Genomic DNA, 14,740 nt, shown 5'->3' with positions numbered 1-14,740 from the left:
GTCAGCGGGCGGCCAATCCGATCAGCGCAATCTGCCGCCCATATCCCGGTTCGGCGCGGTGGGTGGCGCGGCGGAAGGAATAAAAGCGGGCTTCCTGCGCATAAGTGTCCTCACCCAACATCGCGATCTGGCCAACACCGGCATCACGCAGCCGCGCGGCGGTGTAACCTTCGAGATCGAACCACGCGTGGCCAGCGCGGCCCGCCTTGAAGAAGCGCGCGTTTTCAGCCGACTGTTCGAGGAACCGGGCTTCGAAGGCTGCGTCCACTTCATAGCTTTTCTGCGCGATGCACGGGCCGACCACAGCCGCGATGTGCTCGCGCCGCGCGCCGAGCGCCTCCATCGCTTCCACCGTGCTGTCCGTCACGCCGGTGAAGGCGCCCTTCCATCCGGCATGGGCCGCGCCAATCACCCCGGCTGTGGCATCGTGGAACAGCACCGGCGCACAATCGGCGATCAGCACGCCCAGCACGATGCCGGGCCGGTCCGTCACCAGCGCATCGCCGCGCGGGCGGTCGGCATCGGCCCATGGCGTGGTCACGGTGACGACATCTGCCGAATGGATCTGGTAGCAGGTCTGCAAGGCGGCCCCCGGCAGCACCGCCGCCACCGCGCGGGCCCGGTTCTCGCTGGTCAGCGCCGGATCATCGTCGGCGTAGCTCACATTGAGCCCGGCCAGCAGCCCCTTGCTGACCCCGCCCTTCCGGCCCAGAAAGCCATGCGCCGCCCCGGCAAGCGCCGGATGGCGCAAGGCTTCCGGCGCGTCCATCATCCTTCGAGGCTGCGCGTAACCTGCTCGCGGACATCGCGCGAGAGGGCTGGGATGGCAGCGATCCGTTCCAGTTCGGCGCGCATCAGCGCGGCGCGCACTGGCTCCAGCTTGCGCCAGCGGCCGAGCGGCGTAACGAAGCGCGCGGCGACATTGGCGTTGATCGGATCGAGCGCGATGATCAGATCGGCGATCATCCGGTAGCCCTCGCCGTTCGCGGCATGAAACGCGCCGGGGTTTCCGGCAAAGGCCATATAGAGCGCGCGCACCCGGTTGGGATTGGCCATGGTGAAATCGGCATGGCTTGCCAGCGCTTTGACATGCTCCAGCGCTTCTGGATGAAATGAGCTGGCCTGGATCGAAAACCACTTGTCGATCACCAGCTGGTTGCCTGCAAACCGCGCGTGGAAATCGGCGAGGACCTCCTCGCGATCCGCGCAATCGAGCCCGGCCAGCACCATCAGCGCGCCTTGCCGGTCAGTCATGTTGCTGGCGGTATCGTATTGCGCCCGCGCCCGCCGCGCCGTGTCGCCGGGGTCGGCAAGGGTGAGATAGACCAAGCCTTGCGTTTTCAGCTTGCGCGCGCCGCGCGCGTCGGCATCGAGGCTATAGGGCACCGCGCAGCAGCGATCATGCAGCGCCCGCCATTCGGCAATCAGCGTCTCGCCCAGCCAGCGCTTTAATTCCTCGCGTTCGGCGCGGACCTGCACCGGATCGACCTGCTCGATCTGTTCGGCCAGATACGTCTCGCCGGGCAGGATCAGCAATTCGCCGCGCATCAGATCGTCGAGCGCCTGATCCGCCAGCACGGCGGCAAACGCCGCGCCGATGGCCGCCCGGCCCGCCGCGCGGTCATGCTCGGCAAGCGTGCCGTTCACCGCCGCCACGAGATGCTGCACCACCAGCTGCTGCATCGCTTCATAGCGCGCGAAGGGATCATCGTCGTGCGCGGCCAGAAACACCAGATCGGCATCGCTCGCCGGATGGATCAGCGCCACCGGCGCGGAAAAGCCGCGATTGATCGACAGCACCGGGCGCTGGTCAAAACCGCTGAACGTGAACGTCTGCTCGGGCTTGGTCAGCATCAGCAGGTGTTCGCGGCCATGCGCCGCAGTGTCGCGGTCAAACAACGCGGTGCGCAGCGGGATGACCATCGGCTGCTTGTGGTCTTGCCCCGGGGTGGCGGGGATGCTCTGCTTCAACGTCAGCGTCACGCTGCCATCGGCATGCGCCATGCTCACTTCGACGCGCGGGGTGCCCGCCTGTTCGTACCAGCGGCGAAACTGGCTGAGATCGATCTGCGCGCCGTCTTCGATCGCGCAGACAAAATCCTCGCATGTCGCCGCCTCGCCGTCGTGCCGGTCGAAATAGACATCGGTGCCCTGGCGAAAGCGCTCGGCACCGGTCATCACCGTGATCATGCGGATCACCTCGGCCCCTTTGTTATAGACCGTGGCGGTGTAGAAATTGCTGATTTCCTGATAGACGTCGGGGCGGATCGGGTGCGCCAGCGGGCCGGAATCCTCGGGGAACTGTGCTGCGCGCAAGATCCGCACATCCTCGATCCGCTTGACCGGGGCCGATCCGCGATCCGCGCTGAACTGCTGATCGCGCAGCACGGTGAAGCCTTCCTTGAGGCTGAGCTGAAACCAGTCGCGACAGGTCACGCGGTTGCCCGACCAGTTGTGGAAATATTCGTGCGCGACCACGCCCTCGATTGCATCGTAATCGCCGTCGGTCGCTGTTTCGGGATCCGCCAGGATGTAGCGCGTGTTGAACACGTTGAGGCCCTTGTTCTCCATCGCCCCGGCATTGAAATCGGCGACCGCGACAATGTTGAACAAGTCGAGGTCGTATTCGCGCCCATAGACTTCCTCGTCCCATTGCATCGAGGCGATGAGCGAGCGCATGGCGTGGTCGGTGCGGCCTTCGTCCCCGGCGCGCACATAGATGCCCAAGTCAACCTTGCGGCCCGAGCGGGTGGTGAAGCTGTCGCGCGTTGCGACCAGATCGCCTGCCACCAACGCGAAGAGATACGATGGCTTGGGCCAAGGATCGTGCCACTCGGCCCAATGTGTGCCGTTTTCGCCGTCCCCCTGCGCCACCGGATTTCCGTTGGACAGCAGCACCGGAAACGCGGCCTTGTCGCCGCTCATCCGCACTTTGTAGCGGCTCAGAACATCGGGCCGGTCGGGAAAGAAGGTGATGCGCCGGAAACCTTCGGCCTCGCATTGCGTGCACAGCATCCCGCCCGACGCATAAAGCCCGGAAAGCTGGGTGTTGGCGGAAGGGTCGAGCACGGTTTCGATGGCGATGACATAGTGCTCGCCTGCCAGATCGATCAGCAGATCATTGCCGTCCATCCGCCAGTCGTGGCGCACCTCGCCGTCCACCAGCACGCTGGCCGCGGTGATGCCATCGCCGTTCAGGCGGATGGCGGGGTTCGGCTGGGCCAGCGGGTTGCGCATCACGGTCAATTCGCTGCGAACCCGCGCGGCCGTGAGTGACAGCGCAAAATCGAGCGCAATATCGCTCACCAGCCATTCGGGCGGCTGGTAATCCAGTCGCCGCACGAGCGCAGGAGCGGCGGGAAGGGCGGGCGGACGGGAAAGATCGTTCATAGCGCCAATGTAGGCGCGCTGCGGGAACCGGCCAACCGCAAACTTCATCCGGCCCGATATGTTAAGATCACTTGACGCCGGGCCTGCCCGCCCTCACCCATTAACAAGGCACGGCAGGAATGGATTCATGGCGCTGATCAGGCGGATTTCGATGCTTGCCTCGCTCGCACTTGCCGCCGCGCCGCTGGGCGCCAGCGCCGCAGGGTTCGATGTTGAGCATGCGACGCAGGCGTGGCTGGCCACGCTGAGCCCGGCAGCGCGCGTCAAATCGGACGCCTATTTTGATGGTTCGCAATGGAACGTGCTGTTCGGCACGGTGATTTCGGTGTTTGTCTGCTGGCTCATGCTGCGCTTGCGGGTGCTGCCGGGAGTGCGCGATGCCATGCAGCGGCGGGGCTGGCGGCCATGGCTGGGCATCATTGCGTGCGCGATCACGTTCCTCGCGGCCAATACCCTCATCACCCTGCCGTGGACGATCTACACGCAGTTCTGGCGCGAGCAGCATTTTGGGCTGATGAACCAGTCGCTCGGCGCATGGCTGGGCGATCAGGCGATCGGTTTCGTTCTGACGATCCTGATCGGCGGTCCGCTTCTCCTGCTCACGTATGTGGTGATCCGGCGCTGGCCCAGGCGCTGGTGGCTTATCGGCAGCGGCTTGGTGAGCGCGCTCGTTACGTTGGCGGTGCTGGTCTCGCCGGTGTTCATCGCGCCCTTGTTCAACACTTACACCCCCATGCCGCAAGGGCCGGTGCGCGATCGGATCGTGGCCATGGCGAAGGCTTACCAGGTGCCTGCCGATCAAATCTATGTGGCGGACGAATCGCGCCAGTCGGACCGGATTTCGGCCAATGTCTCGGGGCTTGGCCCGACCATCCGCGTCACGCTGAACGACAACCTGCTCAAGCAGCCGCCGGCCATGGTCGCGGCAGTGATGGGGCATGAACTGGGCCATTATGTGCTCGGCCACAGTTGGCGGCTGATCCTGCTCATCTCGCTCTTGTTCGCCGCGCAGTTCTGGATTGCCGCGATGATCGTGCCGGCCGCGATCCGGCTGGGCGGGCAGCGTTGGAAAGTGCGGGCGATCGGCGATCCGGCCTCGATGCCGGTGTTCGCAGCGGTGCTGGCGGTGCTCTCGCTGGTATCACTTCCGCTGCTCAACACCGTGATCCGGGTAAGCGAAAGCGAAGCCGATGCCTTTGGCCTCGATGCCGCGCGCGAACCCGATGCTTTTGCCGCGACCGCCATGAAGCTTTCAAATTACCGCAAGATCGCGCCCGGTGCGCTCGAAGAAGCGGTGCTGTTTGATCACCCTTCGGGCCGAACGCGGGTGCGGATGGCGATGCAGTGGAAGAAAGATCATGTTCCCGGCGCCCGCGAAACAGTGATCCTGCCGCTGCCATGAACCTATTCATCTTCGGTATGGGTTATACAGCGCAAGTGCTGGCCGCAGACTTGCGCGCGCAGGGCTGGCAGGTGCGCGGCACCGGGCGCGCGGGCGATGTGAACTTTGCCGATGCGAACGCCGTGGCGGCGGCGGTGGCGGGGGCGAGCCATGTGCTGTCCTCGGTCCCTCCGGCCCGCGATGGCGGCGATCCGGTGCTGGAATCCTATGGTGATCTGCTGCGCCGTCAATCGGCCACATGGCTCGGCTATCTCTCCTCCACCGGGGTCTATGGCGACACCGGCGGCGCTTGGGTCGATGAAAGCGCAGCCGTCGGCGCGGGGCGGCGCACGGCGCGGGCCGAGGCCGATCTGGCGTGGCAGGCTCTGGGCGCGCGCGTGTTGCGGCTGCCCGGCATCTATGGGCCGGGCCGCAGCGCGCTTGAGCGGGTGGAGAGCGGCGCGGCAAACCGGATCGATCTGGCAGGGCAAGTGTTCAGCCGGGTCCATGTCGCCGATATCGCGGGCGGGGTGATCGCGGCGTTTGATGGCGCGCCGGGGGTCTATAACCTCGCCGATGATCTGCCCTGCAGCCAGAATGCGGTGATCGAGGAAGCCGCGCGGCTGCTGGGGCAGGCGCCGCCGCCCTTGAAATCGCTGGAAGAGGCGCAGCTTTCGCCGATGGCGCTGGGTTTCTATGCCGAGAACCGCCGCATTGCCAATGGCAAGGCCAAGCGCATGCTGGGCTGGCGGCTGCGCTATCCCACCTACCGCGAGGGGCTGCGCGCCCTTAACGCCACGACCAGCCCGATGATCGCCAGCGCCGCGCCCGCGCCGGCGAGCAAGGACCAGCGGTAGCCCTCGAACAGGGTCGAGAGCAGCATCGCGACAACCGGCACGAGCACGCCGTTATAAGCGGCGCGGCCCGGCCCAAGCGCGCGCAGCAGGCCGTTGTACATCGGGAACGTGACCACCGAGCCGATGATCGCGAGGTAGGCCACCCCGCCGGCATAGCCCAAGGTCCATTCGAAGCGGGGCGGGCCAGACAGCATCGAAGCGATCACGGCATCGACGCCCGCGCCGATCAGCATCGCCCAGGCGAGCATGGTCGGCACCGGCTGGCCGCGCGCCATGGTGGTGGCCTGCACGACATTGCCGATCGAGGCAAAGAGCAGCGCGGCGAGCACCATGACCCCGCCGATCAGCACATTTGCGCCCATCGCGGCGTTCTGCGCGAGCGCGAGGCGATATTCGTGGAGCATCAGCAGCGCGATGCCGATGAGCGCGATTCCCGTGCCCAGCAAAAAGCCGCGCGTGATCCGCTGGCCAAGAAAGATCCGCGCAAAAAGCGTGTTGGGCACCAAGAGCAGCGCAAACAGCACCGCGACAAGCCCCGAGGTGAGGTATTGTTCGGAGCGGTAGACGAACTGGAAATTGACCGAAAACACGCTGCAGCCCATCACCGCCGCCACCGTGAGGCCTTTGGTATCGGGCACCAGCGGCAGGCGCTTGGCCAGCACAAAGGCGAACATGCCGAGCGCCGCGCCGGCAAAGCGCCAGGTCACCGACCAGCTGGGCGGGACATCGCCAAGCTGGCCCTTGATCACCAGCCAGGTCGAACCCCAGATCACCGCCGTCAGCACAAACGGCACGATGATGCGCGCCTGCAGAAAGCGGGCTTCGCCGGGCAAGTGCTCCGTGCTCACAGCGCCGCGATGGCGCGGGCGAGCGCTTGCACTTCAAGCGGCGGGCTGCTCCATGCGGTCACGAGGCGGGCGGCTCCGGGAGCGCCCGGCGGGGCGGTCCAGTCGTAGAATTCAAAGCCTTGTGCGTGGAGCGCCTGCTGCTCGGCCGGGGAAAGCACCACGAACACCTCGTTCGCTTCGACCGCATGGATCAGCCGATCGCCGCAGACTGCGGCGATTTCCTGCGCGGCCGCATTGGCGGCGCGGGCGTTTTCCAGCCAGAGATCGCCTTCCAGCATCGCCAGCACTTGCGCGGCCAGATAGCGGCCCTTGGATTGGAGATGGCCGGCGCGCTTGCGGCGAAACCGCACCACATCGGCGAGCGCGGGATCGAAGAACACCAGCGCTTCGGCCCCCATGCCGCCATTCTTGACAAAGCCGAAGGTGAGCGCAGCAACGCCCGCGCGCACGGTCACGTCTGCCGGATGGCAGCCAAGATGCGCCACCGCATTGGCAAAACGTGCGCCGTCCATATGCAGGCCGAGCCCGCGTTCCTGCGCCAATGCGCCGATGGCGGCGACTTCGGCGGGGGTATAGACGCGGCCATATTCGCTGGCCTGGGTGATCGAAATCGCATGCGGCTGGACCTGGTGGACTTCGGGACGGATCGGATCGATCACCGCGCGGATCGTCTCGGGGGTCAGCTTCGCGCCCTCGCCCGCCGCCAGCAGCAGCTTCGCGCCGTGGAGAAAAAAGCCCGGCGCGCCGCCCTCGTCGATCTCGATATGCGCCTCGCGGTGGCAGACGACACCGCCATGCGGCGGCGCCATCGCGGCCAGCGCAAGGCAATTGCCCGCTGTTCCCGTGGCCACCCACAGCGCAGTGCAAGGGGTGCCAAACGCGTCCGCAAACGCATCATCGAGCCGCCGCGACAGCGCATCGCCGTCATAGGCCTTGTCGGGCGTATCGGCGGCCTGCATCGCGGCCCAGACGCGGGGGTGGACAGGCGCGGCATTGTCGGAGAAGAACTTCATGGCGCTGGCCTTACCGGGCATGGTGCAACGGTCAAGTCAGCTTGCCTTATGGGATGGATAGCCATGAACGAACCTGTGATCACGCATCTGGATCAAGGCGCGCAGGGCGAATACCAGGCCCGCGTGGCGGACAGCGCCGCCTTCGGGCGGCTGACCTACGTGAGGCGCGCCAATGTATTGACGGCCGAACACACCCTCGTCCCGCCCGAAATCGGCGGGCGCGGGATTGCCGCAAAGCTGGTCGAAGCGCTGATCGCCGATGCGCGCGCGCAAGGCTGGAAGATCGAGCCGCAATGCAGCTATGTCGCCGCTGCGTTCAAACGCCGTCCGGAATGGGCGGATCTGCTGGCCTGAAGCGCGCGCCCGCATTGGCGCTTTGTCCCGGGCGATCGGTCGGCTAGTGAAACGCAAAACAAGCCATAACGCGAGAGGAGCATCCACCCCATGACCCAGATTTCCGAGCAATTGCCTGCTGGCCAGACCATCGCCGGGTTCTGCGCACCCGAATTTGCCCCGATGCTGGACGTTTTTCGCGCCAATTTCACCGAGCGCGGCGAAGTGGGGGCCAGCGTCTGCCTCGTGGTGGGCGGCGAGCCGGTGGTCGATCTGTGGGGCGGCTGGGCCGCCCCTGCGACCGAAGCGGAGCCAGCGTCTGCGTGGGAGCGCGACACGATTTCCATCGTCTATTCCTGCACCAAAGGTGCGGCGGCGCTGTGCCTTCACCGCCTCGTCGAGCAGGGGGCGATTGGTTATGACACGCTGGTGGCCGATGTGTGGCCGGGCTTTGCGGCGGGCGGCAAGGAGGCCACGACGGTGGCGATGATGCTGTGCCACACCTCGCCGGTGCCGCATGTGCGCGAGCCGATCCGCCCGGGCGGCCTTGCCGATTGGGATTACATGGTGGGCCGTGTCGAAGCCGAAGAAGCCTTCTGGGAGCCGGGCACGCAGCAGGGCTATCACGCGCTGACATATGCGTGGACCGTTGGCAATCTCGTGCGCATTCTCGCGGGCAAGCCGCTGGGCGTCTATTTCGCCGAAGAATTTGCCGGGCCGCTGGGCCTCGATTTCCACATCGGCCTGCCTGAAGCATGCGAAGCCCGCGTCGCGCCGATGATCGCGCCCGATCCGGCCGAGATCAACTTTGCCTCGCGCTTCTTTCAGCATGTTTCGGGCAAGCCGGGCAGCCTGCCTGCGTTGTTTCTGGGCAATCAGGGCAAGGCCAATTTCAACTCGCGCGAGATCCACGCCGCCGAGATCGGCAGCGCCAATGGCATTACCAATGCGCGCGGGCTGGCCGGGCTTTATGCGCCGCTGGCCAATGGCGGGCAGGGGTATTTCAAGCCGGAAACCATCCAGCGGATGGGCCGCGTCACCGCCGCCACCTTGAGCGACGCGGTGTTGATGCAGCCGATGCGCTTTGCGCTGGGCTTCATGGCCAGCACCGACAACCGCGCCAATGGGGCGGACAGCCTGCTGCTCGGCGAAAGCGCGTTCGGCCATGTCGGCATGGGCGGCAGCGTCGGCTTTGCCGATCCGGACGCCGGCATCGGCTTTGGCTATACGATGAACCGGATGGGCCCAGGCATCCTGCTCAACGCGCGCGGGCAATCGCTGGTCGATGCGGCCTATGCCGGCCTTGGCTGGTCGTCCAATGCCTCGGGCGCGTGGCGCGCCTGAGGGATGCCATCGGCGGGATTTGAGGGCTTAAATCGCTTGTTAAGATGGTCCAGCCTATTATATTACTGATGTCATGACCTCCAGCCGCATCAATTCGCCCGAAGCAATCCAATCCGCTGTCAAAGTTGTGCGGGCATTTGGCGGCAGCTGGGAAAATGTGAAGCTCGCTTCGACGCAGCGCGCTGACGGGGTTCATGTGATCCATCGCAGCAGCCTGCGCAGCGCGACCGAGGCCGATCACGACCGCTAGGCCGCGCTAATGGGCGCGACGTTGCTTGCGATACTTGCAGGCGCGCTGCTGCTGCCCGGAATAATCGCGACCCAGTCTTTCTTTCGATCTGCGCGGACTGCCGCTGTCGATCCGCCCTTGCCCGCGCTTACTTCGTCCGAAGGCGTTGCGTTGGTTGGCGGCTTCAGCGTGGTGGTTCATGCGCTTTTCGTATCCGGGTTGGCCGGGCTGCATCTGTTTGCGCCGCTGATCGCACTGCCATGGGCGGATCCGTATATATTTGCCGAGGCACGGTTGGCCGCCATGTCTGGCAATGCCGCCGCGTTCGCGCTGTTCTGGGGTTTGTTCTGGCTTTGCGGCGTGGCCGTGCTGATCGGCGCCCTGGCGGGAAGACTTTGTTTGCGATGGGGCAAGCATGCCATCCTTTATGGCCCGTTGTCGCAGGTCTATCTTCAGGGCAATGCTCCGCGCCGCTTCATTACCGCCTATGTGCTGACCAAGGTGAGCCACGAGGGAAAAGTTCTGGGCTATGAAGGCATTGTCGAATCGCTGGCGCACGATGCAGGGCGCTATCCAGCACAAGTGATCCTGCGCGACGCTGAGTCATTCACGCTTGATTTTAGCGCAGTAGTGCCCGTTCGCGCCAAGGCGGGGATCAGGATCGACTGGATCGTCCTCAACCGCGAAGAATGGGCCAACATCGCTTTCAGCGTCTACGAACTGGCTGATGACTAACTGATGCAGAGTCGGCCTGATCAGCCCGGGAAATGGTGCTGCTGGGGAGGATTGAACTCCCGACCTCAGCCTTACCAAGGATGCGCTCTACCACTGAGCTACAGCAGCACACCATTTCCGCGACGTTGCCCGTCTAAAGCTGCGGCGAGCGCTGGTCCAGACAGGCGCGCGCTTTGGCGGGGGGGCGGTTCTTTGTCAAGCAAGGCTTGCCGGGGCGAGAGCCAGAGGGCACAGGTTTGGGCCATGACTGAAGGCACGGCCCCGCAACCTCCCAAACCCGCGACCCGCGAGGAACGTCTCGCTGCGCGGCTGCGCGACAACTTGAGACTGCGCAAAGCGCAGGCCCGCGCGCTGAGCGAACCGCTTGCGCCGGCATCAGGCGATCGCAGCGGCGAATCGCAAAGCTGATCTGCCCGGCCTGTCTGCGCCCTTCCCAAATCACGCGCGCGGCGCTACGCCCTCGCTTCCCGATTTAAGCAGCAACAGGAAGCCAATGCCCCGCCTGATCCTGATCCGCCACGGCCAGTCGCAGTGGAACCTTGAAAACCGTTTCACCGGCTGGTGGGATGTCGACGTTACCGAAAAAGGCGCTGCCGAAGCCTTTGCCGCCGGCGTGCTGCTCAAGGAAAAGGACGTGCTGCCCACAGCCGCGTTCACCTCGCTGCAGACTCGCGCGATCAAGACGCTCCATCTCGCGCTCGAGGCGATGGGCCGGTTGTGGTTGCCAGAAGATAAAGACTGGCGGCTCAACGAGCGGCATTATGGCGGCCTCACCGGGCTCGACAAGGCCGAGACGACCGCGCTGCACGGCGCAGATCAGGTCAAGATCTGGCGCCGCAGCTTCGACACCCCGCCGCCGCCGCTGGCGCCCGGCAGCGCTTTCGATCTCGCGTCCGACCCGCGCTATGCCGGGATCGCGGTGCCCAGCGCGGAAAGCCTGAAGGACACCATCGCGCGTGTGCTGCCTTGCTGGGAGGAAAAGATCGCGCCTGCGCTGCTGGCGGGCGAGACGGTGATTGTCTCGGCGCACGGCAATTCGCTGCGCGCACTGGTCAAGCATCTGTCGGGCATTTCGGATGCCGATATCAGCGAGCTTGAGATCCCGACCGGCCAGCCGATCATCTATGAACTGGCCGATGATCTTACCGCGCTGGAGCGGTATTATCTGTCGGAGCGGTGACGGTCTGCGCGTTGGGCCGGTCGGTGAGGGGCAAGCAGGATGAGTGAAACGGCGCAGATTGTCCCACAAGTGGCGATCGTGATGGGCAGCCAGTCCGATTGGGAAACGATGCAAAAGGCCGCCGAGGTGCTGACTAAGCTCGGCGTTGCGCACGATTGCCGCATCGTTTCGGCGCACCGCACGCCCGATCGGCTGGTCGCGTTCGCCAACGCGGCGCACCGCGAAGGCTTCAAGGTGGTGATTGCGGGCGCAGGCGGCGCGGCGCATCTGCCCGGCATGGTGGCGGCAATGACGCACCTGCCAGTGCTCGGCGTGCCAGTGGAATCGAAGGCGTTGCAGGGCGTGGACAGCCTGCTCTCGATCGCGCAAATGCCTGGCGGCATTCCGGTGGGCACATTGGCGATCGGCGCGCCGGGCGCGGTCAACGCCGGGCTGCTCGCCGCTGCGATCCTTGCCATCAGCGACCCTGCGCTTGAGGCGCGGCTGATCGCTTACCGGGCCGCACAGACCAATGCGGTGGCCGAGCGCCCGCAATGAACTTGATCCCTCCGGGCGAGACTATCGGCATCCTCGGCGGCGGCCAGTTGGGCCGGATGATCGCGCTCGCGGCGGCCAATCTTGGCTATCGCTGCCATGTCTATGCGCCAGAGCCCGATGCGATTGCCGCCGATGTCTGCGCGGCGTCCACATGCGCCGATTGGGCCGACAGCGCTGCGCTCGAACGGTTCATGGCGGCCTGCGCTGTCATCACGTATGAGTTCGAGAATGTGCCCGTGGCCGCGCTGGCCGGCGAGGGGCGGATGTTCCCGCCGGTCCGCGCACTGGAAGTTGCGCAAGACCGCGTGCACGAAAAGCGCTTTGCCGAAGAACTGGGCGGCCGCGCCGCGCCGTGGGCGGCGGTCGATACGGCGGCAGACTTTGCCGCAGCGGTTGCCCGCATCGGCATGCCCGGCATCGTCAAGACCCGCCGCGATGGCTATGACGGCAAGGGCCAGTGGCGGATCATGGACGCAGGCGCGGCGGCGGCGTTTGCCCTGCCCGGCGCCGGCTTGGTCTACGAAGGCTTCGTTGCGTTCGAACACGAGTTTTCGGTGATCCTCGTGCGCGGCGCGGATGGCGATGTGCGGTTCTGGGATTCGGCGGACAATGCGCACCGCCACGGCATTCTCGCCCGCTCTACGGTGCCCGCCCCGCCCGCTATCTTGGCGCAAGTGGCCGAGGCGCGGGGTCTCGCGCGCAAAGTGGCCGATGCGCTCGGTTATGTCGGCGTGCTCACGCTTGAATTCTTCGCCACGGCGGATGGTCCGGTGTTCAATGAAATGGCCCCGCGCGTGCACAATTCGGGCCACTGGACGATCGAGGGCGCGCTCACCTCGCAGTTTGAAAACCATGTCCGCGCGATTTGCGGGCTGCCGCTGGGGTCCACCCAGCTGGCCGCGCGCGGGGTGGTGATGGACAATCTGATCGGTGATGATGCGCACGATTGGCCCGCGATCCTCTCCGATCCCGCCAACCACCTGCACCTCTATGGCAAGGCCGCCGTGCGCCCGGGCCGCAAGATGGGTCATGTCACCCGGCTGGTGCTGTAAGGTGGCGGCAGAGCTGTTTCTGATCGTCGCGCGCGCGGCGGATGGCACGATTGGCGACAAGGGCACTTTGCCCTGGCATCTCCCTGCCGATCTCAAGCGCTTCAAGGCGCTGACCATGGGCAAGCCGATGATCATGGGCCGCAAGACTTTCGCCTCGCTCCCCGGGGTGCTGCCGGGCCGCCGCCATATCGTGCTCACCCGCGATCCCGATTGGGCCGCCGCCGGGGCCGAGCCGGTGCGCGATGTGGCCGGGGCGCTGGCGCTGGCCGGGGATGGCGATGTCGCGGTGATCGGCGGGGCCGAAGTGCTTGCCCTGTTTGAACCCCTTGCCAGCCGCGCCGAACTCACCGACGTTCATGGGGAATTTGCAGGAGATACCGTTTTGCCAAGGCTGGGGCCGCACTGGCTCGAAACCGCGCGCGAGGCGCATGCCGCAGCAGAGGGGCGGCCCGCGTTCGATTTCGTCACGCTGGCAAGGGCGCGCGGCTGATGCACCTCCAAGCCAGCGAGCCCATGCCCGAGGCCTTGCGCGGCGCGGTGATCGCGCTGGGCAATTTCGATGGGTTTCATCTGGGGCATCAGGCCGTGGCCGGAGAGGCGGTGCGCTGGGCGCGCGCCGAGGGCCGCCCGGCGATCATCGCCACCTTCGATCCGCACCCGGTGCGCTATTTCAAGCCCGATGCTGCGCCGTTTCGGCTGACCACGCTCGATCAGCGCGAGGAATTGTTTACCGCCGCCGGGGCCGATGCGATGTTGGTGTTCGGCTTCGATGCTGCGCTTGCGGGCATGAGCGCCGAGGACTTCGTGCGCGAACTGCTGGTGACGCGGCTGGGCGCGGCGGCGGTCGTCACTGGGGAGGATTTCACTTTCGGCAAGGCGCGGCGCGGCAATGTCGAAATGCTGAACCTGCTCGGCGCAGCGTGCGGGCTGGCCGCGCGCGCGGTCGGCCCGGTTACGCTGGAAGGCCAAGTGGTCTCCTCCAGCCGCATCCGCGATGCGCTCATCGCGGGCGACCCACAGGCTGCCGCACAGTTGCTCACCCGGCCCTTTGCGATCCGGGGCACGGTGCAGCACGGCGACAAAGTGGGCCGCACGATCAATTTCCCCACCGCCAACCTCGATCTGGGCACATATCTGCGCCCGCGCTATGGGATCTATGCGGTAACGGGGCGCTTGCCCGATGGCCGGATGCTGCATGGCGCGGCCAACATCGGCATCCGCCCCACGTTCGATCCGCCCAAGGAACTGCTCGAACCGCATTTCTTTGACTTCAGCGGCGATCTTTACGGACAGATCATCGAGGTCGCGTTCCACCATTTCCTGCGCGGCGAGGCCAAGTTCGATAGCTTGGATGCGCTGGTCGCGCAGATGGAGCGCGATTGCGACGAGGCGCGGCGGCTGCTGGCTTGAGGCACGCCAAACCCGCTATTTGCAGGATGCCCCGCCTCTCGCTAGAGCGCTGATGACATGACCGAACAGCCCAGCCCCGAAGCCCGCGATTATCGCAGCACCGTCTTCCTGCCGAAGACCGATTTCCCGATGAAGGCCGGCTTGCCGCAAAAGGAGCCGGGCATCCTCGCGCGCTGGGAGGCAGAAGGGCTTTACCGCAAGCTGCGCGACGTGCGCGCCGGCCGCGAAAAGTTCATCCTGCACGATGGCCCGCCTTATGCCAACGGCGACATGCACATCGGCCACGCGCTCAATCATATCCTGAAGGACATGGTCTGCCGCACGCAATCGCTGCTCGGCAAGGACGCGCCCTATGTGCCCGGCTGGGATTGCCACGGCCTGCCCATCGAGTGGAAGGTCGAGGAAGAGTACCGCAAGAAAAAGAAGAACAA

The 14,740-nt window shown here is 65.7% G+C and carries 17 protein-coding genes and 1 tRNA gene; 13 read left to right on the top strand and 5 right to left on the bottom strand.

All coding sequences use genetic code 11. The features are described from left to right. Position 1: 1 nt before the first annotated feature. Entirely contained in the window at positions 2 to 772 is a 771-nt protein-coding gene (pgeF, locus tag Q0O40_RS06780; RefSeq protein WP_295527825.1) for a peptidoglycan editing factor PgeF, read from the bottom strand. Next, on the bottom strand, positions 769 to 3,390 hold the full coding sequence (pepN, locus tag Q0O40_RS06775) for an aminopeptidase N (protein ID WP_295527823.1): 2,622 nt from the start codon (positions 3,388 to 3,390) through the stop codon (positions 769 to 771). Before pepN ends, pgeF begins: the two co-directional genes overlap by 4 nt. Before the next feature lie 127 nt (positions 3,391 to 3,517). Between pepN and Q0O40_RS06770 the strand changes: the two genes are divergently transcribed. Together Q0O40_RS06770 and Q0O40_RS06765 are read left to right on the top strand one after the other, a co-directional pair. Continuing rightward, entirely contained in the window at positions 3,518 to 4,792 is a 1,275-nt protein-coding gene (locus Q0O40_RS06770; protein ID WP_295527821.1) for a M48 family metalloprotease, read from the top strand. After that, a complete protein-coding gene (locus tag Q0O40_RS06765) occupies positions 4,789 to 5,628 on the top strand; it encodes an SDR family NAD(P)-dependent oxidoreductase (protein ID WP_295527819.1) in 840 nt (279 codons plus the stop codon). Before Q0O40_RS06770 ends, Q0O40_RS06765 begins: the two co-directional genes overlap by 4 nt. Here the strand turns inward: Q0O40_RS06765 and Q0O40_RS06760 are convergent. Together Q0O40_RS06760 and Q0O40_RS06755 are read right to left on the bottom strand one after the other, a co-directional pair. Beyond that, complete coding sequence (locus tag Q0O40_RS06760) at positions 5,538 to 6,476, bottom strand: EamA family transporter (protein ID WP_295527817.1); 939 nt, start codon at positions 6,474 to 6,476, stop codon at positions 5,538 to 5,540. The two genes, Q0O40_RS06765 and Q0O40_RS06760, sit on opposite strands and share 91 nt — an antisense overlap. Next, a complete protein-coding gene (locus tag Q0O40_RS06755) occupies positions 6,473 to 7,489 on the bottom strand; it encodes a low specificity L-threonine aldolase (protein ID WP_295527814.1) in 1,017 nt (338 codons plus the stop codon). The genes Q0O40_RS06760 and Q0O40_RS06755 overlap by 4 nt, the downstream gene beginning before the upstream one ends. 63 nt (positions 7,490 to 7,552) lie before the next feature. On the opposite strand from Q0O40_RS06755, the gene Q0O40_RS06750 reads away from it, so the two are divergent. From Q0O40_RS06750 to Q0O40_RS06735, 4 genes are all read left to right on the top strand, one after another. Then, positions 7,553 to 7,843, top strand: coding sequence for a GNAT family N-acetyltransferase (locus tag Q0O40_RS06750; RefSeq protein WP_295527813.1), 291 nt, complete (start codon positions 7,553 to 7,555; stop codon positions 7,841 to 7,843). Between the two features lie 90 nt (positions 7,844 to 7,933). After that, positions 7,934 to 9,166: a serine hydrolase domain-containing protein gene (locus tag Q0O40_RS06745; RefSeq protein WP_295527811.1), complete on the top strand. Its 1,233-nt coding sequence runs from the start codon at positions 7,934 to 7,936 to the stop codon at positions 9,164 to 9,166. Between the two features lie 73 nt (positions 9,167 to 9,239). Continuing rightward, a complete protein-coding gene (locus Q0O40_RS06740; RefSeq protein ID WP_295527809.1) occupies positions 9,240 to 9,416 on the top strand; it encodes a hypothetical protein in 177 nt (58 codons plus the stop codon). 9 nt (positions 9,417 to 9,425) lie between these two features. Further along, on the top strand, positions 9,426 to 10,130 hold the full coding sequence (locus Q0O40_RS06735; protein ID WP_295527806.1) for a hypothetical protein: 705 nt from the start codon (positions 9,426 to 9,428) through the stop codon (positions 10,128 to 10,130). Between the two features lie 33 nt (positions 10,131 to 10,163). Here the strand turns inward: Q0O40_RS06735 and Q0O40_RS06730 are convergent. Further along, a tRNA-Thr gene (locus tag Q0O40_RS06730) sits at positions 10,164 to 10,238 on the bottom strand. A 135-nt stretch (positions 10,239 to 10,373) separates the two neighbouring features. Between Q0O40_RS06730 and Q0O40_RS06725 the strand changes: the two genes are divergently transcribed. The 7 genes from Q0O40_RS06725 to Q0O40_RS06695 form a co-directional block, all read left to right on the top strand. Beyond that, entirely contained in the window at positions 10,374 to 10,538 is a 165-nt protein-coding gene (locus Q0O40_RS06725; protein ID WP_295527804.1) for a hypothetical protein, read from the top strand. A gap of 85 nt (positions 10,539 to 10,623) precedes the next feature. Beyond that, on the top strand, positions 10,624 to 11,310 hold the full coding sequence (gpmA, locus tag Q0O40_RS06720) for a 2,3-diphosphoglycerate-dependent phosphoglycerate mutase (protein WP_295527801.1): 687 nt from the start codon (positions 10,624 to 10,626) through the stop codon (positions 11,308 to 11,310). Between the two features lie 39 nt (positions 11,311 to 11,349). Continuing rightward, positions 11,350 to 11,847, top strand: a complete 498-nt coding sequence (purE, locus tag Q0O40_RS06715) for a 5-(carboxyamino)imidazole ribonucleotide mutase (protein ID WP_295527797.1) — start codon at positions 11,350 to 11,352, stop codon at positions 11,845 to 11,847. A 2-nt stretch (positions 11,848 to 11,849) separates the two neighbouring features. Further along, positions 11,850 to 12,899 (top strand): 5-(carboxyamino)imidazole ribonucleotide synthase, encoded by a 1,050-nt coding sequence (locus Q0O40_RS06710; RefSeq protein WP_295527868.1) that lies wholly within the window; start codon positions 11,850 to 11,852, stop codon positions 12,897 to 12,899. A 1-nt stretch (position 12,900) separates the two neighbouring features. Further along, a complete protein-coding gene (locus Q0O40_RS06705; protein ID WP_295527795.1) occupies positions 12,901 to 13,389 on the top strand; it encodes a dihydrofolate reductase in 489 nt (162 codons plus the stop codon). Continuing rightward, positions 13,389 to 14,309 (top strand): bifunctional riboflavin kinase/FAD synthetase, encoded by a 921-nt coding sequence (locus Q0O40_RS06700; protein ID WP_295527792.1) that lies wholly within the window; start codon positions 13,389 to 13,391, stop codon positions 14,307 to 14,309. Before Q0O40_RS06705 ends, Q0O40_RS06700 begins: the two co-directional genes overlap by 1 nt. Positions 14,310 to 14,366: 57 nt before the next feature. After that, positions 14,367 to 14,740 (top strand): class I tRNA ligase family protein (locus Q0O40_RS06695; RefSeq protein ID WP_295527789.1); only part of this gene is annotated, 374 nt, incomplete at its 3' end.

The organism is Novosphingobium sp. Chol11 (genome assembly GCF_945870625.1).
Classification (GTDB): Bacteria; Pseudomonadota; Alphaproteobacteria; order Sphingomonadales; family Sphingomonadaceae; genus Novosphingobium.
This window is presented reverse-complemented; position numbering and strand designations above follow the sequence as displayed.